Here is a 22,182-nt window from a genome sequence, read left to right on the forward strand (position 1 = left end):
AACGTCGATCGCGGCAAGGCGACCAAGGTAAGCTCCAACCGCGGCCACCAATCGATGGGCGGCGGCAGCCGTGGCGGCGGCCACAAGCAGATCAAGCGCCCCAGTGGCGGACGCCGGCGTTAACGGAACGGGAGGACAGGATCATGATACAGATGTTCAGCACCACCCGTCACGCGGGACTTTTGCATACCATCCTTCTCCGCTCAGTCTGTGCCGTGGTGCTTGCAGCCGGCATCGCTGTCTCGCAGCCGGCATCCGCGCAGGACGCGCCGCAAGCGCCGGAGATCACTGCGTTTGCGGCCGCCGCCGAGCCGCCCGTCTTCGACACGCCGGAAGCGGCTGTCGAGGCGTTCAAGAAGGCGGTGAACGACGCCGGCAACGGTGCTGTTGCGGCCCTTCTCGGCCTCGATGCGGAAAAGCTGAAGGCCGACAAGAACTCGGACGAGACGCTGGCGGCGATCAAGGAGGGTGTGGCCAAGCAGCTTGTCCTCGATGGCGAGGGCGACCGCCGCACGCTGCAGATCGGCGACAAGCTGTGGCCGCTGCCTTTTCCGATCGTCAAGGGCGAGGACGGCAAGTGGGCTTTCGACACCTATGCCGGGCTCGAAGAGATCGTGAACCGGTATGTCGGCGAGAACGAGCTCACCGCGATCGAGACGATGCGCGCCTACGTCGACGGGCAGGAGGACTATGCATCGCAGGACCGCGACGGGGATGGCGTGGAAGAGTTCGCGCAGAAACTGATAAGCTCTGAAGGCGCGACCGACGGGCTCTACTGGCCGACCGACGACATCAACGGCGAGAGTCCGGCCGGTGACGCCGTTAGTGAGGCCGAGCTCGAGGACGCGGCCAAGGGCGAAGGCTATTTCGGCTACAAGTACAAGGTCCTGACCGGCCAGGGCGACCATATCGCCGGCGGTGCCTACGACTACGTCATAAACGGCAACATGATCGCCGGCTTCGGCCTCATCGCCTGGCCTGCCAAATACGGCGAAACCGGCGTGAAAACCTTCGCCGTCAACCAGCACGGCGTCGTCTACGAGACCGACCTCGGCCCAACCACCGAGCAGATCGTCAAATACATCGACCGCTTCAACCCGGACGATACCTGGCAGGTCGTGGCCGACTGAAAGAAAAGCGTTCTAGTGAAGAACACGCAGCAAGAGGTCTCGTTGCGGTTTGCGCGTTCGCAGGACGTGGAGTTCTTCCTTGGGTCATTGAGGAAAGCCGGGCTCACCTCAGAGACTGACTCTTGCGCTGGCCGAGCGAATTCTGCCCGTAGGTTACCGTTAATTACCTTCCGCTCCGAGCGGCAATAGGCAAACCTTACGAAGGGCGCCCGTCAAAGATATGTGGCAAGAGCGCCTCCGAATGGGAGGTCACGATGAGCGAAGACAAGATCAACCGCAGCGTCCTACCGATTCCGTCGCGGCCGCGAACGGGCCTCATCACCTACGACGCCAAGGATCCCGACACCAAATTTCCGCCGATCGAGCAATTGCGGCCGCCCAAGGGCGCGCCCAATGTCATCGTAATCTTGATCGATGATGCTGGGTTTGGCGCGTCGAGCGCTTTTGGTGGCCCCTGCAACACACCGAACGCTGAGCGCCTCGCGAAGCGCGGCCTGAAATACAATCGCTTTCACACGACCGCGCTGTGCTCGCCGACGCGCCAGGCCCTGCTCACCGGCCGCAACCATCACTCGGTCGGCATGGGCTGCATAACGGAAGCCGCAACCGGCTCACCGGGCTATTCCTCGGTTCTGCCGAATACCATGGCTCCCGTCGCGAAGACTCTGAAGCTGAACGGCTACGCGACCGCACAGTTCGGTAAATGCCACGAAGTCCCTGTCTGGGAGACCAGCCCGGCCGGGCCGTTCACCGCATGGCCGACCGGCGGCGGCGGCTTTGAATATTTCTACGGATTCATCGGCGGCGAGGCGCACCAGTGGTATCCGTCGCTCTATGAAGGGACGATGCCGGTCGAAGTGAAGAAGACGCCCGAAGAGGGCTATCACTTCATGGAGGATATGACCGACAAAGCGATCGGGTGGATCAGCCAGCAGAGCGCGCTGATGCCCGACAAGCCCTTCTTCATCTACTTCGCGCCAGGCGCTACCCACGCGCCGCACCATGTGCCGATGGAATGGGCCGACAAGTACAAGGGCAAGTTCGACAAGGGCTGGGACGAACTGCGCAAGGAGACCTTCGCGCGCCAGAAGAAGCTGGGTGTCATCCCCGAGGATTGCGAGCTGACCGCTCGGCACGAACAGATTCCCTCCTGGGACAGCATGGACGAGAAGATGAAGCCCGTGCTGCGGCGCCAGATGGAGGTCTATGCCGGCTTCCTCGAATACGCCGATCATCATGTCGGACGGCTCTTCGACACGCTCGACCGGCTGAAGCTGGCCGACGACACGCTGATCTACTACATCATCGGCGACAACGGCGCATCGGCGGAAGGCACGCTGATCGGCGCCTACAATGAGATGGCTAACTTCAACGGCCTCGCGGCGCTTGAGACGCCGGAATTCCTGATGGAGCGACTCGACAAACTGGGCGGGCCGGAATCCTACAACCACTTCGCGGTCGGCTGGGCGCATGCGATGAACACGCCCTATCAGTGGACCAAGCAGGTCGCCTCGCATTGGGGCGGCACACGCAACGGCACGATCGTGAGCTGGCCGAAAGGCATCAAGGCCAACGGCGAGGTTCGCTCGCAATTCCATCACGTGATCGATGTCGCGCCGACCATCCTCGAGGCAGCCGGGCTGCCGCACCCGACCTTCGTTGAGGGCGTGCAGCAGGCGCCGATCGAAGGCGTCAGCATGGTCTATTCGATGAACGACGCGAAGGCGGCCGAGCGCCGCGAGACTCAGTATTTCGAGATGTTCGGCAATCGCGGTATCTACCACAAGGGTTGGACCGCCGTAACGCGGCACAAGACGCCGTGGATCCTGGTCGGCGAAGACATCCCGGCGTGGGACGACGATACCTGGGAACTCTACGACACGAACGAAGACTGGAGCCAGGCGAAGAACCTCGCCAAGAAGATGCCGGACAAGCTGCGCGACCTGCAACGGCTCTGGCTTATCGAGGCGACGCGCTACAACGTGCTGCCGCTCGACGACCGCACAGCAGAGCGCTTCAACCCCGACCTCGCCGGCCGCCCGGTGCTGATCCGCGGCAACACCCAGATCCTGTTCGGCGGGATGGGGCGGTTGTCGGAGAATTCCGTCATCAGCATCAAGAACAAGTCGCACTCGGTGTCGGCCGAGATCGACGTGCCCGAAGGCGGCGCCGAGGGAGTCATCGTTGCCCAGGGTGGCAATATTGGCGGTTGGTCGCTCTACGTGAAGGGCGGTAAGCTGAAATATTGCTACAACCTGATCGGCGTGAAGCACTTCTTCGCCGAATCGAAGGAGAAGATCCCCGAAGGCTCGCACCAGGTCCGCATGGAGTTCGCCTATGCTGGCGGCGGCCTCGGCAAGGGCGGCGTGGTCACGCTCTTCGTCGACGGCAAGCAGGTCGGCGAAGGCAAGGTCGAGGCGACCGCGGCGATGGTGTTCTCCGCCGATGACGGCACCGATGTCGGCTGCGATACCGGCGCGCCGGTCTCGCCCGATTACGGGCCGCAGGACAACGAGTTCAACGGCACCGTCCGCGGCATCCAGCTCGCGATCGGGGACGATGCCAATCACCCCGACCACCAGGTGTCGCCCGAGGAGGCCCTCCGCGTCGCGATGGCGCGGCAGTAAGGGGCGTCGTGTTACGGGCGGGCGGCGCCGGCAACGGCGTCGCCCGTTCTAGGCAACCGTCTTCGCAAAGAGGAAATGAGCACGAATGGCAATCGAAGACATTCTGCAACGTTTTTGGGAAGACCTCGTCGCAAGGCCGAGTGGGCCCCTGGCACTCAGATTCCTTCTTCAGCCGGTGATGGCGACTTTGTTCGGGATACGTGACGGCATCAAGGATGCGCGCGACGGGCGCTCGCCTTATTTCTGGACCGTCCTGTCAAAGCCTGACGAGCGCCGCGCGCGCCTTGTCGAAGGGGTCAGATCGACGGGCAAGGTTATGGTGCTCGCCGTGATCCTGGATGCCGTCTATCAAATCATGCAACTGGGCACCTTCTATCCGTTTGAAGCTGTGGTCGTGGCGATTGTTCTCGCCTTCGTTCCCTATCTCCTGATCCGGGGCCCGGCGGCGCGCATCGCGCGCTGGTGGAGCAGCGCTCGTCTCGGACCAAAATCGTGAATGATCAAAAGCCTTGGGGCCAATTTCGTACGCTGAAACAATGTCGATGAATAGGGATTCAAGGGGATCAGAATGGTGAGCCAGCCCGCGGATGAGAACCCGCCAAGATTTGAAGTCCATGTGACATCGGACAGTCATTTCTCTTGGCTGCGTACGCGTCTCAGCGTCGAGCGCACGCTGATGTCTTGGGTGCGAACGTCCGTCTCGCTTATCGGCTTCGGCTTCACGATCGTCCAGTTCTTCGAGCGTTTTCAGGACATGCAAGGCGTCGCCCCGGCGCTGCGCCCGCAGTCGCCGCGCGTTCTCGGCCTTGCGCTCATCCTCGCCGGCGTGGGTGCGCTTGCTGTCTCGCTGTGGCAATACCGATCGCTACTTCGTTATCTGTGGAGCAAACAGTTCGCTCAGCTCGCCGGAGTGGACGAGGACCCGCACAAGACGCCGCTCTTTGCCGTCACGATCGTTCTGTTGCTCATCGGCATTTTCACTTTCATCGCCGTGCTGTTCCGGTTGGTCTGAAGCCAAGGATGGCGCAGCATCCGAGCGGCAATACGAAAACATAGGGAGGAGACGAAAATGGCAGACAAGAAACCGAACGTTCTCATCATCTGGGGCGACGACATCGGCCAGTTCAATGTCAGCGCCTACAACCAGGGCATGATGGGCTACAAGACGCCCAACATCGACAGCATCGCCAAGGAGGGAGCGCTGTTCACCGACTGGTATGGGCAGCAGAGCTGCACCGCAGGTCGTGCGGCATTTATCACCGGGCAGTCGCCCATCCGCTCCGGCCTCACCAAGGTCGGCCTGCCGGGAGCGCCCGAGGGCATGAAGAAGGAAGATCCGACGATCGCCGGCCTGCTCAAGAACCACGGCTACATGACCGGGCAGTTCGGCAAGAACCACCTCGGCGACCGTGACGAGATGTTGCCTTCGAACCACGGTTTCGACGAGTTCTTCGGCAACCTCTACCACCTGAATGCAGAGGAAGAGCCGGAAAACCCCGACTATCCGAAGGAATCGGAGTTTCCGAATTTCAAGAAGAACTTTGGTCCGCGCGGCGTCATTCACAGCTTCGCCGACGGCCGCCTCACAGACACGGGTCCGCTGACCAAGAAACGCATGGAGACCTTCGACGAAGAGGTATCCGCCAAGGCGATCGACTTTATGGAGCGCGCCAAAAAAGCGGACAAGCCGTTCTTCCTCTGGTGGAATTCCACCAAGATGCATATCTTCACGCACCTCAAGAAGGAGGTGCAGGGAAGGACGGGGCTCGGCATCTATGCCGATGGCATGGTCGAGCACGACCGTCAGGTCGGCGAGATGCTGGCCAAGCTCAAGGAACTGGGTCTCGATGAGAACACCATTGTAATGTACTCCACCGACAACGGCTCGGAGTCCTTCTCCTGGCCCGACGGTGGCACGACGATGTTCCGGGGTGAAAAGAACACCAATTGGGAAGGCGGCTATCGGGTGCCGTGCGCCATTCGCTGGCCCGGCGTGATCGAACCCGGCACGGTCATCAACGATGTCGGTTCGCATGAGGACATGCTCACGACCATCCTGGCCGCGGCTGGCGAGCCTGACGTCAAGGAGAAACTCCTGAAAGGTCACAAGGCCATGGACCGGGACTACAAGGTCCACCTCGACGGCTACAACCTCATGCCCGCATTGAAGGGCGAGGCCAAATGGCCGCGCAAGGAGTTCATCTATTGGACCGATGACGGCAGCGTCGCCGCCCTGCGTTACGGCAACTGGAAGGCTACCTTCCTGCGGCAAGACGCGCACGGCCTGCACGTTTGGCAGGAGCCCTTCGTGGCGCTGCGTGCACCGATGTTGACCAATCTACGGATGGACCCCTTTGAACTCGCGCATCAGATCGGCATGGACTATGGCCGCTGGTTCGCCGAGCACATGTTTATGATCGCACCCGCGGGCGCCTTCGTGGGACAATGGCTGCAGAGTTTCCGCGAGTTCCCGCCGCGCCAGAAGCCAGGAAGCTTCAATCTCGACCATGTGATGGAAGCGGTGACCGCCACAGGCGGAGGCGGACACTAGCGCCGTTGGCCGGGCGGCGGGCATCCCGCCACCCGGCATTGACTGCCGAGCGATTAGGACTGACAAAAATATACTTGCGAGAACGCGATGAAGGAGTGGCTAACCGCCATGACAGAGCGCCATGGCGTTGCCTATGATCGCCTTCGGTAGCTGGGACGACACAAAAGGTGCTATGTTGTGAATGACTCTGTTGATCTGACCACGCGCGACCGACACATCGGCGTGCCGCCTTTCGAAGGCATGCTGTGGATCCCCGGTGGCACTTTTTTGATGGGCTCGGACGAGCATTACCCGGAAGAGGCGCCGGCGCACCGCGTCAAGGTGGGTGGCTTCTGGATGGATCGCCATACCGTAACCAACCGCGAGTTCGAGCGTTTCGTAGCAGAGACCAGCTATGTGACGCTGGCTGAACGTCCGGCAGATCCCGCAGACTACCCCGGAGCGATACCGGAACTCCTGGTGCCGTCGTCCTCCATGTTCAAGAAGCCGCCTCAGAAGGTCGACATACGGAACTCCTACAACTGGTGGGTATATGTAGGCGGCGCCAATTGGCGCCATCCGCGCGGCCCAGCGAGCTCCATCAAGAAGCTGGGCGACCACCCAGTGGTCCATGTTGCGTTCGAGGATGCCGAAGCCTATGCGAAATGGGCGGGCAAGGAGCTGCCGACCGAAGCCGAATGGGAGTTCGCAGCCCGCGGTGGACTCGACGGCGCCGAATATGTCTGGGGTGACGAACTGACGCCAGGTGGCAAGCACCTGGCCAACACCTGGCAAGGCGAGTTTCCCTACGAAAATCGCAACGAGGATGGCTACGAGTGGACGGCTCCGGTCGGTTCGTTCCCGGCCAACGGTTACGGGCTCCACGATATGGCGGGAAATGTCTGGCAGTGGACTACGGACTGGTATCAGGAGCACTCGCGGATCGACAGCCCGTGCTGTACGATCGACAATCCGCGGGGTGGCCAGCGCGAAGCCAGCTTTGACCCCCACACCCCTGAGATCACGATCCCACGCAAGGTAACCAAGGGCGGCTCTTTTCTATGTGCACCCAATTACTGTCGGCGGTATCGGCCTGCAGCGCGCATGTCGCAGCCGGTTGATACTTCGACCTGCCATCTCGGCTTGCGCTGCATCGTTCGTTCACGCTCGGGGGAGTGATGGAACAGGCATTTGCCGTCGTTACCGGGTATGCCGTCCTGCTTATCGATGCAATCGCCCTCATTGCAATCGTATACGGAACAATCGAGGCATTCGTCGGCGCGCTTCGAACGATGTTAGTCCCTTCGGGAGCAACCGAGGGACGCGTTGTCTGGCTGCGCTATGCTCGCTGGCTGGTTGCCGGCCTGACCTTCCAGCTTGCGGCCGATATTATTGAAACTTCGATTGCACCGGGCTGGGATGACATTGGACGACTGGCGGCAATTGCCGTGATCCGAACGTTCCTTAACTACTTCCTCGAGCGGGATTTGGTCGAGGTGCGGACAACTCAGCCAACCTGACAGGAGCTATTGCAAGGCAAGCAGAATCTGGATGCTGAGATGCGGAATCCGTATCCACCCTGGTCGCGATTGTCATTCTAGCTCTAGAAAAGCAGTCCCTTCAGTCCTGCCAAGATTTCCGCCATGGGTAGCGCCAGGAATACGACCGGAACGAACGGGAGCAGCAATGCGATGGCGAGCATGGCGATGCTTTTGAGGTCGATCGGGACCAAGCGCAGCGCGTAGACATTTGCGACGATCGCGTACAAATCGGTAGTCGCCGAGAAGTCTGGCTTCTCGAGCGCGGACTTATCGACAGGTCTGTCGCGCCCAAGCCATTTCTCTTCGAATGCCGCCCCGACCTGGGTGGCAAGAGCGCCGTATTCGAATGAGCCGCGCTGCAACGCCCTCATCAGCATCGGCGTAAAAAAGAATAATGGCGCGGCGAACAAGGCGCCGACCACCACCAGGAGACCGGCACTGAAGATCGTGTGGTCTCTCGGCAGCGCCCCGTCGACAAAGACAATATTCGCCGAACGGCCCGCAACGATCGCGGCAAGCGCCATCGCTAAGAGGGAAAATGCCCGCAGAGAATATCCCAGCACGGCAAGGCCCGCTGCGCCATCCGGATGGGATGCCAAGAGGCGGAGGTCGAGCCGGGCGATCCGCCACAGAAGATGCGCCCACAGAGCAAGCCTCCACGTCCAGCCAAGGAGCAAGGTCAGGAGCAAAGGGAGACTCACCAGCACGTGCCACCAGCCGGCTGGCGAGAAGGCAGGCGCGGAGCCGCCGGTCTTGTGCCAAATCGGAATCTGATCGAACGGCAGCGAAAAAACCGCCGCAGACATGAGGAGATAGGCCAGAGCGATTGCGATAATTTCTGCGGCGCGCGAATTGAGCTGCGCTCGGGTCGATGCGACGGCAGCGTCATATGTCCCACGGTCCCGATTGGTTACAAGCCCGGCGTCAGCAAAGTGCCGTACGATCGCATTGAGCCTTGGTGCGCACAGCGCTTCGGCCAAGACGAGTAGTGGTGCGGCGATCAGGTACCGCGCGTGCATACCCGCATCCCAAAGGAGCGGCGTAATTCCGCCGGTGTGCATAGTCACATTTTGAATGCCGGCTAAAACGAGAAGGGGCGCCCAGCCTACCGCACCGACGATCATCGCCCGGCGGCCAACATTCAGTTGACTACCCCTGACGAGGCCCAGACGTCGCTGGAGCCCGACAGGCGGACCATTCTCAAACAGTACTTCGTTTGCGTGCAGAGCTTCGTTCATTTGCATGCGCACATCTGCTCCCGATCCCGACAGCTCGGCTCATCAGCATCGAGATGTTCCCGGTTGGCTTTACGGCTCCAGGGGAATTAGTTCATCGATCCCAGCGAGAGTTTAAGCTGATCTGATTTCCGTTCGTCCAATTCCTGGTCCGATCGACCTTCTCCCGCGATCTCATCGGCTCGGAAGGCGCAGGGAGAGGCCGCCGGACGGTTCCTTCGGCCTCCCTTCCGCGGTCAACGTCAGTCGACGGCGAAGGCCGCTGCCGCCAGCTTCTCCAGATCGAGGTACTGGCCCTTTTCGACAGTGACGCCGACGAACAGGATACTGCCTCCCTTGAACTCCCCCGGGGTCTTATAGTCTTCGCTAACCGCATCGCCGCTGTCCCGTCCGACGCAAAGCCCATCGCCGGACAGGGTGAACTTGCCGGGTTGGGTACGCATATCACCCTGCGCCTCGATCTTCTCATTGACATAGAGCGTCGTCTTGCCGAGCGACTCCCCGTGCTTGCCGGCTTTGTCGCGGATGAACTCCATTCCGAGCGTGTACTTGCCCGGCTTGAGCTCGCTCTCCGACACGAACGCCTGCTCCGGCTTGATGCCGAGGAAATTGTAGACGTAGTGGAGCTTGCTGTCCTTGACGAAGAGTGCATGACCGCCGAAGCGCGAGCCGTGGGCGAAGATGACGCCAGAACAATCCTTGTCGACGATCTCGACGTCGGCGACGATCTTGTAGGATCGGCCACGGACGTTGGCGGCGACACCCTCCGGCACCGGCGACGTCCCGGTATAGTAGATGTAGCGCTCGCGCGGAGGTTCCTCCGTCGGCCGCTCGACGTTGAGCAACTCAGTGGCGCTGCGGTCGTCGAGCGGAAGCACCTTGTTCTTCTCGGCCTCGTCGAACCAGGTTTCAATGAGCGCCTTGAGTTTCTCGGGATGCTTCTTTGCAAGGTTGGTCGATTCGGAGCGGTCCGCGTCGACGTGGTAGAGTTCCCATTCGTCCTTGTCGAAATGACCCTTGCCGGTCAGTGGCACGTGAAGGGCAGCGGCCTTCCAGCCGTCCTCCCACATGCCGCGGGTCCCGAGCATGGCGTAGTACTGGCGTTTTTTCGTCGTCTTGCCGTCGGGCTCGGCGCTGAAGCTGTAGCGCATCGAGACGCCGGAGAGCGGGTACTGCTCGACGCCCCGGTAGGTCTTGGGCATCTCCAGTCCGCAAACGTCTAGGATTGTCGGTACGATATCGGTCGAGTGGTGATACTGGTTGCGCACCTCTCCCTTGGCTTTGATGCCCTTCGGCCAGGAGATCACCATCGGGCAGCAGGTGCCGCCGGCATATTCCGAGTAGCGCTTGAACATCTGGAATGGAGTCGACGTTGCTGCTGCCCAACCTGTCGGATAATGGCCATATGTGTCGGTGCTGCCCAGCACCTTGAGATACTTGAGGTTCTCCGACAACTCGTCTGGATAGCCGTTGAAGAACTTGTTTTCATTGACCGAGCCACTTGGGCTGCCTTCGCCCGAGGCGCCATTGTCGGAGCAGTAGAAGACGATCGTGTTCTCCAGCTGGCCGCTCTGCTCGAGATAGTCGATCAGCCTGCCGACCTGCGCGTCCGTGTATTCCGAGAAACCGGCATAGACTTCCATCATGCGGGCGAACAGCTTCTTCTCCTCGGCATTGAGCGAGTCCCACGGGCGCACGGCGTCGCCCGGATTGGCCACGTCCGCCGGCAGCGGGTTGATCGGCGTAAGCTTGGTGTCCTTGGGTAAAAGGCCCTTCGCAATCATGCGCGGCAGCACCCATTCCCGATAGGCCTCGTAGCCTTCGTCGAACTTGCCCTTGTATTTGTCGATGTACTCCTCGGGCGCATGGTGCGGCGCGTGGTTGGCGCCGGGGCAGAGCCACATGAACCACGGCTTCGACGGGTTCGAGGCCTTCTGGTCGCGGATCATATGCAATGCGTGGTCGACCAGATCCTTGGACAGGTGATAGCCGTCTTCGGGTCCATAGGGTTGGTCGATGAACTTGTTGTCCTCGATGAGGTCAGGGTACCACTGGTTGGTTTCGCCGCCGATGAAGCCGTAGTAGCGGTCGAAGCCCTTCTGCAACGGCCATTCGGAGCGGCTCGCGCCGGAGGCGATATCCTGCTCAGGCACGTTGTGGTTCTTGCCCAGCCAATAGGTGCTCCAGCCGGCATCCTGAAGGACCTGGCCGATCGTCGCGCATTCCGCCGGGAGGCGGCCGCTCCACCCTGGAAAGCCCTGCGCTCCTTCCGTGATGCAGGAGCATCCGTTGAGGTGGTGGTTGCGCCCAGTTAGGAATGTCGAGCGGGTCGGCGAGCAGAGCGCCGTCGTGTGCCACTGCGAATACATCAGGCCGTTGTCGGCAAGCTTCTGGAGCGTCGGCATGTTGATGCCGCCTCCAAAGGGCGACCAAGCCGCGAGACCGGTGTCGTCGTAGAGGACGATTAGAACATTCGGGGAACCTTCCGGCGCCCTGGGCAGCGTGAATGGCCCCCAATCCGGTTTGGAATCACGAACATCGAGCTTGATGACGCCGTTGAATGGTTTCTTGGTCATGATCTTCTCCCGTTGTCAGTCGGTTGTAATCCCGCCCAGATCTTTGCCTCCGCGTCAGAGCGCTCGGAGCAGCACCGCGAAGAATGCGAAGAGCCCGTCGACGAGGCCGCGGCAATGCCGCGCGCCAGCGCTTGTCGTACGAATGATCGTCTACTGCTTGTCATGCTGCTTCTCCCGCCTAAGGGGCAAATTAGCTATTGGACTACCGCGTCACGATCCGCGGGGCGTCTTGGGTTCGCACATGCCTGCAGCAACCGATGCGTAGATCGCCTCGTAGTCATCGACCATGCGGGACGCACTGAAGCACTCCTCGAACCTGCGCCTGACCTGGCGCCGGTCGAGCCCGCCAACCTGGCGATCTCGATCGCGCGGGGGTGCTAAGGGATGCATCGCTTCGGACACTGCCATTACTCCAAATACCAAGCGCCGTCTGATGATCGCCGCTTCCTATTCACCACCCTGTGCGGCCTGTACGGCCCTCTGCTGGGCAAGCGAAATCACGTTGGCCGCGGCCGCGGCGGCCTGTTTCTCGTCGCTGCCGACCTGGACCGTCGGCTGGGCAAAATTGATGCCGTTTTCCGCGAAGGCCTGCTGGATCATGGTGTAGGCGCTTCGCCTGACGACGGACTGGTGACCGGGCTTGGCCATGAAGGCGAAGCTCAGTTCCATGCCGAAGTCGCCGAACTGCTCGACACCCTTCATCTTCACGGTCTCGATGATCTGCGGCGCCAGTTCGGGGTCCTGGAGCAGCTCCGCCCCGATGACGTTCAGCAGCTTCTTCACCTTTTTGACATCCGTGTCGAACGGCACGCGGATCAGGAACTTGTCGATGACCCAGTCGCGGCTCATGTTCTGCACCGCGCCGAGGTCCCCGAACGGAACCGTGAACACCGGGCCGCGGTGATGGCGCAGCTTGACCGAGCGCAGGCTGAAGGATTCGACGGTTCCCTTGTAGCTGCCGCTCTGGATGTACTCGCCGACCCGGAACGCATCGTCGAGCATGAAGAAGACGCCGCTCAACACATCCTTGACCAGGGTCTGCGAGCCGAAACCGATGGCAACCCCGAATATACCTGCGCCGGCGATGAGCGGCGCAATGTGCACGCCAAGCCCCGACAGCACCGTGAGAACAGCCACGACGCCGACCAGGACGGCAAGCATGTTGCGGAAGATCGGCAGCAAGGTCCTCAGCCGGCTTCGCCGTGCCACCTCGTCAGCGCTGACTGTATCGTCGACCGCGGCCAGTTCCAGTGTCCGGCCGATATGGGCCTTCGCCAACTGCCAGATGAGGTCGGCGACCAGCAGGATAACGACACCATGCAGCAGGCCGCGCACGATCCGGGGTATGGCGGTGTTACCTTCGGCCAACACGCTTGGGTTCAGGCTCCATACCAGGCCTAGCCACAAAACCGCCAGCAGGATCACCAGCGAACGAACCCCTCGAACGATCAGCACGGTCCGGATCGGACTGGCTGAGGTCAGACCATCTCGCCCCTCCGCGAGCTTCAGCGCTGCCTGACCGGCAATGGACAATGCTCTCGGCAGCAACAGGGCATAGATGCTGAGCCACAAAAGGCCGGTGAGGCCGGCGACCCAAAACCCCCACAGGACAACCAGGTAAATAGTGAGCAGCCACTCCTTGGGGCTTATGCCCTGTGTCGTGGCCGAACGGCCCGGACGACGCCAGACCATTTCGACGGCCAGGACCAGCAGTCCGATCCCCAGCAAATAGGTGATCAAGCTTTTCACGTCCTGCGAGAAGCCCAAGGCAGGAAGCAGGCTGACGGTCGCCTCGCCGGCCATCAGATAGCCGGCGAAGATCGCCACCCGCCGGTACCAGAAATGCGCTTCGGCATCGCTCGCCTGGATCAGCCTGAGGGGTGTTCCCTGTTCTGCCGAAACGGCTCCAGCGGTCGGGGCGAGCAGTATTCTGGCGAGTGCCATCACCGCGCGGACAACGATGAAGGCGACCAAATACGTCATGACAGCGAGGCGCAGCAGCGCCGGCCATTCGAACGCCAGGAAAACCCCGGCGCTGACGAGGGTGAACACAACAAGCGGCGCAAGTTCCGACAGCCAATTAACGGCGCCGCGCTCTTCACGCTCGGCTGCCGTGGCGGATTGCTTCACTCCACCTATCGCGCGCCTGAACAGCCATTCCGCCCCGAAGCCCAATGCGAGCAGCGACCCGAAAAGAAGAAGGACCGTCGCGAATCCGTGGTTGTTGATCTCCGTCCTTACGATCTGGACGGCCTTCGCGGCCTCGCCCGGGATGCGCGGAAACGCGCTGCGCATTGCCGTGAGATGATGGCGAATGGTGCTTTCCCACACGGTGATCTGCGAGGCGGCCCGCGCGCCCGGACTTTCCGCCGCCGGTGGCGCGGCTACGGCCTCCAGCCGCGCGCGGATATCGGGATCATCAAGCATCCTGATGAACGTCTGAAATTTTTCATCGGCCGCCGAAACCGTCGAGTTTTGCTGCGCCTGCGCCATCGAGGCGCTGCTCATTGCTGCCAACCACACCAACGCCAGCGCCGCCATGAAGCATGCCGCCAAAAATGGCGACTTTACCCGGGATGTCCTGATCGCTCTCATGTCGCTCTCCCGCTTGAGGTTACCGCGGGGAGGGCAGTGGGGGAATGTAAGTTACGTGGTCGGCTGGGTAAGGCAGCTATGTCGATCAAAAGATCGCCGGTTCTGTGCGATCCGATCTACCACGTGATTGCCAGGGACGTTTCTGGCGAAGCAGGAAGCAAGATCGAGGATGATCGCGAGCCTGCCTAGCTGCACAAAAATGCGCTCGATCTGGTGAAGAACAGCCGAGAACAGGTTCGGTGAGGATACCTGCTTCGACGGACGTCGAGCTACTTGCGTGGCTTGCTGAAAAAGCGGGGTTCACATCGAGGACTGACTTTCGAATTCTCCAATACAGTAAGTTACCTTCCGCGCAGAGAGGCTATGTCTCAACGTCACCTGAGCGCGACAAGTCGGAAGGTGACGAGGATGAGAACTCCGTCGCATTCGATCTCAGTCCCGACGCGAGGACGGAAGCACTTCTTGCTGGTCGATGAAAAGAAGGCCACTGCTGCAAAACCGCGTTTCCAGCGTTCCGCAAATCTTCAGCCACGCAAGCCGCATGGTCAGCCACGATGGGCCGGAATCGTGCGCGTCGGCCGCATGGCGGAATGGCCGACCTGGACGCCTCCGGCCGGCGGCGCTCTGGCGGAGGGAGAGGACCTGAAATCCAACCTTCTCCACGGATCCGCGATCACCTTCGTAGTCGGGGTGTTCGGCTGATGCTGTTCAGTCGACCTGTTCAATCTGCGGACCTGGGTCAACCGGCGGAGCCGGCGTGCAATCTTGCCCCTTGCATTCCTCGACAGGGTCGTCGGCTGGTGGGAGGCAGTTTTGCCCCTCGCAATGAACTGGCGGCTGCTCAGGCGCTGCTTCGCCGTTTGGCGGAACAGGCTGATCCTCTGCGCGAACGGCCGGCATTGCCAAGGCGATCAAGGCCGTGCAAAAAAGCGCCGTCCGAAGCAAATTCATTTCCGCCTCCTCGACTGACATCGGGCGGCACAGTACACTTTCGTACTGTGGCCGACATCCTGTCAGCTGCCAACGACGTTAACAGCGTGTTTATGCCATCGTTCAGATGTTCTTCGGCCAGCCTGATTGGCCCGATGCCCCGTGGGGCCATATCGACAAGCTGACCTGGCACCAGGCTGTCACGCGGAGTTATTGGGTCATGTATCGAGTTTTCATTGTTTGCTTCCTGTTGTGTGGGCGGCTGAAGACTTGCTGCCCGATACGTGTCTGGGCTTAATTGCGTACGAACCGCAATTGTTGAAACACTGTCCTTGTATCGCGGCAGCCTCTTAGTTACTCCTATCTGAACCGAGCTGGATTTGTGGGCCATGCGTGTGTCGGCAGCCACGGTAAAACGCCAGACGATAAGGGCACGGCCTTCGTTGCCTCGATTGTGAAAGGCATTGAACCGCAGGATCAGATCGAAGCTATGCTGGCATCGCAGATGGCTGCGGTGCGTATGGCGACAATGACGTTCGCCCGCCGCCTTGCTCACTGCGAAACTATCCCGCAGCAAGACAGCGCCGAACGTGCTTTCAACAAGCTCACCAGGACATTCGCGGCCCAGGTGGAAGCCCTAAAGAAATACCGCACGGGCGGCCAGCAGCACGTCACGGTGAAGCACGTCACGGTGAACGAAGGCGGCCAAGCTATTGTCGGCAACGTCTCGCATGGGGGCAGGGTGACGGAAAAAAATAACGTCAACCTCATGAACCTAGCGCCTCGGTGTCATGCTCGATCGAAGCGGACAGGTTGCCAGTGTCGGCCGCCAGCGGTGAGGGGCAGCGTAGTCTGTCGCATGCATGGTGCGGGCGGTGGCGCACCTGAAGGCAAGCGGAACGGCAACTATCGCAACGGAGGCAGGACCAAACGCACAATGGCAGCCTTGGCGGTTGTCCAGGCAATGGCGCGGATATGTCGGCAGACGATCGATGATCTACCGGATTAACTGGGAACTAGTCGCGATGCTACTCGCCGGTTGCGAAGGAGCGCTGTCCTTCATCATGAGGGGGATGTGAACGTCCGGCTCTTCTGCAGGACGTCGTTGCCGATCGCCCCGCAATCGCAGCGGCCGGCGAAGCAGGCCGAAGTGCACTTGTCACTGGCTAGGGAACGATATCGGCCCCCATGTGTTAGAAATCCATGGACACTTTGGAACCCCAGGGCCACGGGACAGTGGTCGACATTTTGACATCGGAAGTTGCCAATGCCAGGCAGCGCATCCACCGGACCGAGCTCGCGCTTCAACGCACTGAAGAAATGCTGGCCGAGAACCTCGCGCTGCGCAACAGGCTACGAACTGCGGTCGAGGCCGCAGACCGCTTGGTGAAGATCGATCCCCCCAGCTTTGAAGGACGTCGCGCGGGTTGAACTGGGCCGGCGTTTCATTCGTCGCGACCTTCAGGCCACCGGCGCCACCACTCTCGCTCCAGAACTGTGCCAACCACATCAACGTCTGGGCTGCACGCTCGCGAACAGCCGGAACCAACGGCGACCACGAGCGGTTTACCAATCGAAGGGACCGCAATGGAATCGGAATAATGGAACTTTTAGATATGGAACTGGCGCGAGCCCGACAGCGGCTTAATCGGGCCGAGCGCTCCCTTGAACGTGCGAACGAGATGCTGGATGATGACTGCGGTGTCGGCATCAATATCGCGCTGTGCAGCAGGATACGGGCTGCGCAACAGCGCGTAATTGAGGCCAGATCGCGGTTGACGAAGATCGATCCCACCAGCGCTGACGGAGTTCGCACGGGTTGAACCATCCGGCCCGTCGACATGAAGGGCAGCCGGGGGGTATGGTCTCCCCTCCGATCAGCCCGCGACCTCTCCCTGGGGGCGCGGGCGTTTTTCGCGCTAGGTGCGACTAGGTTCTGGTACCTCGTCGAGGAGATTCGGACCATTGCTCACAGGCATCTGGCCGTCGGGAGTAAGCTTGTCCACCGCGTCGGGCAGTTCTATTGTGAGCCGATCGAGAAGTTCCTCGCGGGACAATCCCGTTTGCTCCGCGAGATCGCTCAACGTTTGCGGGTCGATCTCTTTCTCAACCTGGTCGCGCTGAACGGGGCGATTTGATCCTTTGCCGACCCAAGAATCAACCTGATCGCCCGCACCCGCATTCCTGAGACGGTCCAGTATATCGCCGAGGCCGCCGGGGGAGCCCGCGCTTTTGGGATCTGTCGAGTTCCTACCTGCGATTAACTCCCCGATCTTGTCCCTATTCTTGTAGGCAAGCAGGCCGAGCAAGGCTATGGCGACTTTTCCTATGTCAAGGCTCATTTCGCATCTCCTTCCATGAAGAAGGGACAAGGCATGCGGCTTTGAAAGGTTCCACTGTATTGCTACTGGGCTGATTTACCGTTCGGTGAGCCGAGCGATTGCGGCTTCGCGGTCGGCTTCTGGCGGGACTCCAGCACGCGCGCCCCGCGCAGACTGATGGACGATCCGTGATGCCAATCGTCTCGATCGGTTCGCGCGCTTGAGCTTGCGCCAATCCTCCCAACGAGGAACTCGACGGGTTCTCCGATCGTTGAATGCCTTTGATCGAGCCGCCGTCATGCCGTCCACCTCGATACGCAAAACGGAATACGATCCGGAGCGCAAAGTCCTTTCGGTGTGGTTCGTGGCCAGCGGTAAATGCTACCAATTTGAGGAAGTGCCGCCGGATACCTTCGCCGCGTTCAAAGCCGCCTTTGCCAAGGGCCGCTATTTCAACGACCACATCCGCAATCACTTCCGGTATCGTGTGGTTGCGACCGGCGATGATGCCGGATGACGTCCTATGGACCACGCCCGTCATTCAGGCTGGTGGCGACGCTATGAGGTGGTAGAAGACTCGTCCGACGACCCCGGCAAACGATCGCGAATGGCTTCCTCGGTTCGCTTTGCGGTCGATTCCAGAACTTTGCCGACCTTGCCTGCTAGCGTGTCGGCATCTCCACCCGAGCCTTGCCGGTCGGCCTCTTCCTTGACCGTTTCGTAGGCCTCGGCGGCAACTTGCTTTGCTTGCTCCAGGCCCGTTTCGAGAACCTCTTCCGCACTGTCGCGAATTTTGTCGCGGTAGGCGCCAAGTTGCTCGTCCTCTGTGGCTGTGTGGGGCAGCATCACCCCGATAGCAGTGCCCAGCGCAAGGCCGACTGCGGCGATAGCCAGCGGTTCGCGCTCGAAGAGGTCCTGTGCCGATTGGCGCGTCCGAGCCGCTATCTCGCTGGCGCTTGAGCCGAGCTGGCCGGCGGTTGTTGTCATCCTCTCCTTGGCACCCGTCACAGCATTTGTTGCAGCTTCGGCCGCGCCGCTTGCAGCTGATGTAACCGAACCGGCGGTATCGGAGATCATCGCCCCGATTCCGGACCCTTCGTTGCCCTGGCTGAAATCATCGCCGCGCAGGTCGGAGAAAGCGTCAGGAGCCGTTCCTGTCCGATAAGCGGCGGCAGCTGAACTAGACGCTGACGTACCGTTGCCGAGCATCAGCCAGGCCAGGCCGGCTCCAATCAACGTCAGCGGCAACGGGTTGTCCCTGACTTGCGACTTGAGGTTGCCAAGCATGGCGGATCCTTCGCCGGCGAACATTCCGGTAAATTCGTCGATCAATTGACCCGGTGTCATCTTGCTGCGGATCGAATCGGCGGTGTCTGCTACTTTCGCCCGGGCGATGTCGGCATCGCGTTCAAGCTCGGCTGCGGATTTGTCGCTCATCTGATTTGATCCTTGATCACGCGCGCGTCGCGCTTGAGTTGGTCTTGTGTGCGATCGGGCGTCAGCTCGGAAGGAGCCATGCTTTTCGTGCCAGAGCGCAAGAGAATGATTCCCAGTATCGCGACGACGATCCCGACCAGCAGCGAGGACCATCCCGCTCCCAAGCCGGCACTCGCCAGGGCGATTACGAGTGCTTGCAAAAGCACTATCAAGGCCGCGAGAAGGCATATCGCGCCGCCCAGAACCTCGGCGGCGCCTGCGCCGGCCTTGCTAATTTTTTCCGAAATTTCGGCCCGCAACAGCCTACTTTCGGTTTGAAGCAGGGTTGTGACCTGCTGTGCCAGATCGCTGACGAGGGTTGCGAGGCCGCGACTTTCCTGATTGTTGGTCATGGGTTCTGCTCCAGGCTTGCGCCAGCCCAGTCGTCGCCGGCCAAGTCGTCGCCGGCCAAGTCATCGCCGGCCCTGTCGTCTCTTGGCTGGTTGAAACGGGGCGGCGTCGCTTCAGATGCGTCTGCCGACCGCGTTCCGTTCTCATCCGAGTTCGAAACCGTTTCTGAACCCCCGCCTGTTTGCGATCGTGTCTGTGTTTCGGTCGGGGCAGTGGGCGGCGAGCTCTTGATAAACCGTCCCAGCGCCAAGCCTGCCAATACTGAACCGGCGATCAGCGCCCCTGAGTTTTCGCGGCCGAACGACCGCATCTCGCCAAGAACATCTTCGAATGGTTTGTCCTTCAACGAGGATGAAAGGCGTTCAAGTCCGCCGGCGGCATCAAGGGTGAGCTTCGAAGCGGTCCGTTGATCATTATTGGCCAGATGCTCGCTTGCCGCTCGCAACGCTCCGCTAAAAGCTTTTAGGTTGGAGCTGATATCGCGCTGTGTTCCCTCGGCCTTGTTGAATAATTCCTGCTTCGCTTCCGAAGCGTAATCGCCCGCCTTCCTGGTGAGTTCATCGCGAGCGTCATGTAGCGCCTCTGTCGCGGTCTGCGTTTCCTGCTGGAACCGTTCGGACAGTTCGCTTTTGGCTGTTTCGAAATCGGCCGGCTTACGGCCCTGATCGTCTTCGCGCTGCATGGTATCTCCTAATGGAATCCGAGGAAGGAGAGGATCGCAAGCACGACAACGACAAGGCCGATGAGATAAATGACACTGTTCATGGTGGCAATCTCCTCCACTGCCTAACGAACTTGCCTGCGGCAAACAGGTTCCATCACTTCAAGCTAAATTAGCAACATCGCACTAACCGGTGAGCTTGGTGAACTTTCTTTGGGAAGTTCGCACACGCGGTGTGCCAAGACGCGGACCCAGGCGGCCGTGCGGACATTGGTCCGCGCCTCTGCGCATGTGCTTCAAGCGCTTATGGTCAGGCTAGTATAATGAAGCACCACGCCTAGCTCGCATTAAGATCAAAGCGCACCGGAAGGTTGTAGTCTATTGCACGATCAGCAATCATGTTCGCTAGGTCGGAATCAGAGATCGAACATGCCGGAACAACCTGTTTGAGCGCCTTAACGGCGAGCCCCGTCGATATGAAACTATGGCGCCGCCTCCGAATATTTACATACTGTTCGATGAGGTTTTCGAGGTCACGCATGTGCAATCCTTCTTGGTCGTCATCTGTGCCTATTGAACCAAGCAGTAATCGATCCGGAGCGAGGGCTCATTCACATTGTTTAATTGGCAAGAAATCTTGATGCCGCATTGGCGCGCTGGCGCGTCCCGGCCGAGGCGGTCACCGCGGTTCATGAAAGAGATTTAGGTAGGTCGCATCAAAGTCGGCCAGCAACGCCAATCGCTGGAAATCCAGGATAACAATCCTCCTGTCTTTCCAGCTAAGCAGGTCGTTCGCTCGAAGTTCCTGTAGCGTCCGATTCACGTGAACTACTGATAACCCAAGCACGTCGCCCAATTCCGCTTGCGTCAGTGGAATCGCGAACGTCTGGTCAGAGGCCAATCCAACTATTTCTAAGCGGACATACAACTCGCAAATTACATGTGCGAGATGCTGTTTGGCGGAGCGACGCCCGAGGCAGGTTATCCAAGTTCGTTGGATCGAGGCATCGATAGTGGTTGAAAGCCAGAGCATCCGGGTGAGATGTGGACTTTCACCCATTGCTGCGAGCAGGTCTTTGTGTCGAATGAAAACTACATCGCACGAGCCCAGGGCGCTCACGCTGTGATCCATCACTTTTAGCAGTAAACTATGAAGATCGACAAAGTCTCCCGGCACGTGAATTGCCGTTATTTGACGCTTATCCCGAATAGCCTGGTTTCGAACTGCGAAACCATTCGCGACAAGACAGCTTTCGGCCGGGCGGGAACCCTCCCTGACGACCTCCTCATCGGGTCTGAAAGTTACCGGCCGGACCGGAAGAGCCTCAATAAGCGCGATCTCGTCTGGCGGCAGGGTGTCGCGGCGGTCGAGCATGCGAACCAAGAGGTCTTTGCCGAACATCGCGGCCCCTTTTGACTAGATCAGGAATTGAGTTCCAGCGACTCGTGCCTCGGCTGGTCGTGCCAGATGACCTGCCGCAGGTCCCGAGCATCTACAACTTTGCCGCCCGTCGAACCCAGATAGAAATGATCGCTCTCATGCTCGACCTCTTCGCTATGTAGCTTGCCTGTAATGGGCGGCCCTAGTTGTGAAAGGTTGGTCATTGTTCGAGAATCGTTCTTTTTTGAGTCACGGCGTTCCGAGCCTCCCAGCCTCCCGACACAGGGTCTCGCGACCATTACCGTGCTTGCCAAAAGGTCGCGGATCCTGCGGTATTGAGAGGCCGAACTTAGTGGCGAAATAGCAGAACTCATATTTTTCGTCACCCGCGACGCGCGGTTTCCGCCCCAGAACCTCTATTTGCACTTGTCCTCGGCCATTTTGATTTCCTCCCTGGCTGGCCTTCAGATCAAGCGCAACGCGGATCAGCAACATTTGTTGCCGCCTTCCATTAGAATCACGCTATGTTCCGTCTAGCTAATATATACCGCCGACCCAGAGTCGATCAGGTGGGCAAACCTGTGAGTGCCGCGCCGGCCGGCTCGAGTTCATTCCGCCGATGCCTACCTGGTAGCCAAGCCGCCCCAAGGTGACGACTGGATTCACGAGCAAGTTCGACAGCTGCCGCTCGCAGATCGTTATGAGCCGCAAGTTTTGAGTTGCGTCTGCACGAGTAATTGCCTGGGGTGAGTTCGGGTAATTAGCCATGTGCAGGGTCCGCGATTTCGCCCAGCTTCAACTGTCAGGAGGCGATGGAGCCTGGCTTTC

23 protein-coding genes are annotated in these 22,182 nt (G+C 60.2%); 12 read left to right on the forward strand and 11 right to left on the reverse strand.

Annotated elements, in window-relative coordinates:
* Positions 1-143: 143 nt before the first annotated feature.
* The 7 genes from EOB36_RS27120 (at position 144) to EOB36_RS27150 (ending at position 7,807) form a co-directional block, all read left to right on the forward strand.
* A complete protein-coding gene (locus EOB36_RS27120; RefSeq protein ID WP_245467904.1) occupies positions 144-1,130 on the forward strand; it encodes a DUF2950 domain-containing protein in 987 nt (328 codons plus the stop codon).
* Between the two features lie 254 nt (positions 1,131-1,384).
* Positions 1,385-3,757 (forward strand): arylsulfatase, encoded by a 2,373-nt coding sequence (locus EOB36_RS27125; protein ID WP_128286098.1) that lies wholly within the window; start codon positions 1,385-1,387, stop codon positions 3,755-3,757.
* Between the two features lie 85 nt (positions 3,758-3,842).
* The gene (locus tag EOB36_RS27130; RefSeq protein WP_095486772.1) at positions 3,843-4,253 is read left to right on the forward strand and encodes a hypothetical protein; all 411 of its coding nucleotides are present in this window, start codon (positions 3,843-3,845) and stop codon (positions 4,251-4,253) included.
* Positions 4,254-4,325: 72 nt separating this feature from the next.
* Positions 4,326-4,769, forward strand: coding sequence for a DUF202 domain-containing protein (locus EOB36_RS27135; RefSeq protein WP_126106617.1), 444 nt, complete (start codon positions 4,326-4,328; stop codon positions 4,767-4,769).
* 57 nt (positions 4,770-4,826) lie between these two features.
* Positions 4,827-6,308: an arylsulfatase gene (locus tag EOB36_RS27140; RefSeq protein WP_095486770.1), complete on the forward strand. Its 1,482-nt coding sequence runs from the start codon at positions 4,827-4,829 to the stop codon at positions 6,306-6,308.
* A gap of 240 nt (positions 6,309-6,548) precedes the next feature.
* Positions 6,549-7,466, forward strand: coding sequence for a formylglycine-generating enzyme family protein (locus tag EOB36_RS27145; RefSeq protein ID WP_126107494.1), 918 nt, complete (start codon positions 6,549-6,551; stop codon positions 7,464-7,466).
* A complete protein-coding gene (locus tag EOB36_RS27150; protein ID WP_126106618.1) occupies positions 7,466-7,807 on the forward strand; it encodes a DUF1622 domain-containing protein in 342 nt (113 codons plus the stop codon). Before EOB36_RS27145 ends, EOB36_RS27150 begins: the two co-directional genes overlap by 1 nt.
* An 83-nt stretch (positions 7,808-7,890) precedes the next feature.
* Here the strand turns inward: EOB36_RS27150 and EOB36_RS27155 are convergent, their stop codons facing one another.
* The 3 genes from EOB36_RS27155 to EOB36_RS27165 all read right to left on the reverse strand — a co-directional run bounded on the left by EOB36_RS27155 (position 7,891) and on the right by EOB36_RS27165 (position 14,234).
* A complete protein-coding gene (locus EOB36_RS27155; RefSeq protein ID WP_126106619.1) occupies positions 7,891-9,072 on the reverse strand; it encodes a hypothetical protein in 1,182 nt (393 codons plus the stop codon).
* A gap of 233 nt (positions 9,073-9,305) precedes the next feature.
* Positions 9,306-11,639, reverse strand: a complete 2,334-nt coding sequence (locus tag EOB36_RS27160) for an arylsulfatase (RefSeq protein ID WP_126106620.1) — start codon at positions 11,637-11,639, stop codon at positions 9,306-9,308.
* Positions 11,640-12,086: 447 nt separating this feature from the next.
* On the reverse strand, positions 12,087-14,234 hold the full coding sequence (locus EOB36_RS27165; RefSeq protein WP_245467905.1) for a mechanosensitive ion channel family protein: 2,148 nt from the start codon (positions 14,232-14,234) through the stop codon (positions 12,087-12,089).
* Between the two features lie 462 nt (positions 14,235-14,696).
* On the opposite strand from EOB36_RS27165, the gene EOB36_RS27170 reads away from it, so the two are divergent.
* The 4 genes from EOB36_RS27170 to EOB36_RS27185 all read left to right on the forward strand — a co-directional run bounded on the left by EOB36_RS27170 (position 14,697) and on the right by EOB36_RS27185 (position 16,987).
* On the forward strand, positions 14,697-14,936 hold the full coding sequence (locus EOB36_RS27170; RefSeq protein WP_126106621.1) for a hypothetical protein: 240 nt from the start codon (positions 14,697-14,699) through the stop codon (positions 14,934-14,936).
* 610 nt (positions 14,937-15,546) lie between these two features.
* Positions 15,547-16,173, forward strand: a complete 627-nt coding sequence (locus EOB36_RS27175) for a hypothetical protein (protein WP_126106622.1) — start codon at positions 15,547-15,549, stop codon at positions 16,171-16,173.
* A gap of 227 nt (positions 16,174-16,400) precedes the next feature.
* Positions 16,401-16,595, forward strand: a complete 195-nt coding sequence (locus EOB36_RS27180; RefSeq protein ID WP_128286099.1) for a hypothetical protein — start codon at positions 16,401-16,403, stop codon at positions 16,593-16,595.
* Positions 16,596-16,765: 170 nt separating this feature from the next.
* Positions 16,766-16,987: a hypothetical protein gene (locus EOB36_RS27185; RefSeq protein WP_091591673.1), complete on the forward strand. Its 222-nt coding sequence runs from the start codon at positions 16,766-16,768 to the stop codon at positions 16,985-16,987.
* 96 nt (positions 16,988-17,083) lie between these two features.
* Here EOB36_RS27185 and EOB36_RS27190 read toward each other — a convergent pair whose 3' ends face one another.
* Positions 17,084-17,506 carry a YidB family protein gene (locus EOB36_RS27190; RefSeq protein ID WP_128286100.1) on the reverse strand — a complete coding sequence of 141 codons (423 nt, stop codon included), beginning with the start codon at positions 17,504-17,506 and terminating at the stop codon, positions 17,084-17,086.
* A 277-nt stretch (positions 17,507-17,783) separates the two neighbouring features.
* Here EOB36_RS27190 and EOB36_RS27195 point away from each other — a divergent pair, with 277 nt between their 5' ends.
* Entirely contained in the window at positions 17,784-18,002 is a 219-nt protein-coding gene (locus tag EOB36_RS27195; RefSeq protein ID WP_095486909.1) for a KTSC domain-containing protein, read from the forward strand.
* 41 nt (positions 18,003-18,043) lie between these two features.
* Here the strand turns inward: EOB36_RS27195 and EOB36_RS27200 are convergent, their stop codons facing one another.
* The 7 genes from EOB36_RS27200 to EOB36_RS27230 all read right to left on the reverse strand — a co-directional run bounded on the left by EOB36_RS27200 (position 18,044) and on the right by EOB36_RS27230 (position 21,849).
* The gene (locus EOB36_RS27200; protein WP_128241024.1) at positions 18,044-18,922 is read right to left on the reverse strand and encodes a hypothetical protein; all 879 of its coding nucleotides are present in this window, start codon (positions 18,920-18,922) and stop codon (positions 18,044-18,046) included.
* Entirely contained in the window at positions 18,919-19,314 is a 396-nt protein-coding gene (locus EOB36_RS27205) for a phage holin family protein (RefSeq protein ID WP_095486764.1), read from the reverse strand. Before EOB36_RS27205 ends, EOB36_RS27200 begins: the two co-directional genes overlap by 4 nt.
* Positions 19,311-19,994: a hypothetical protein gene (locus tag EOB36_RS27210; RefSeq protein ID WP_206072982.1), complete on the reverse strand. Its 684-nt coding sequence runs from the start codon at positions 19,992-19,994 to the stop codon at positions 19,311-19,313. Before EOB36_RS27210 ends, EOB36_RS27205 begins: the two co-directional genes overlap by 4 nt.
* A gap of 316 nt (positions 19,995-20,310) precedes the next feature.
* Positions 20,311-20,514, reverse strand: coding sequence for a hypothetical protein (locus tag EOB36_RS27215; RefSeq protein WP_128286101.1), 204 nt, complete (start codon positions 20,512-20,514; stop codon positions 20,311-20,313).
* A gap of 138 nt (positions 20,515-20,652) precedes the next feature.
* Positions 20,653-21,375, reverse strand: a complete 723-nt coding sequence (locus tag EOB36_RS27220) for a Crp/Fnr family transcriptional regulator (protein WP_128241025.1) — start codon at positions 21,373-21,375, stop codon at positions 20,653-20,655.
* 20 nt (positions 21,376-21,395) lie between these two features.
* Positions 21,396-21,578, reverse strand: a complete 183-nt coding sequence (locus EOB36_RS27225) for a hypothetical protein (RefSeq protein ID WP_095486762.1) — start codon at positions 21,576-21,578, stop codon at positions 21,396-21,398.
* Between the two features lie 25 nt (positions 21,579-21,603).
* The gene (locus EOB36_RS27230) at positions 21,604-21,849 is read right to left on the reverse strand and encodes a DUF3606 domain-containing protein (protein ID WP_245467906.1); all 246 of its coding nucleotides are present in this window, start codon (positions 21,847-21,849) and stop codon (positions 21,604-21,606) included.
* Positions 21,850-22,182: the final 333 nt, after the last annotated feature.

The organism is Mesorhizobium sp. M6A.T.Cr.TU.017.01.1.1 (genome assembly GCF_004023115.1).
GTDB classification, from domain to species: domain Bacteria; phylum Pseudomonadota; class Alphaproteobacteria; order Rhizobiales; family Rhizobiaceae; genus Mesorhizobium; species Mesorhizobium mediterraneum.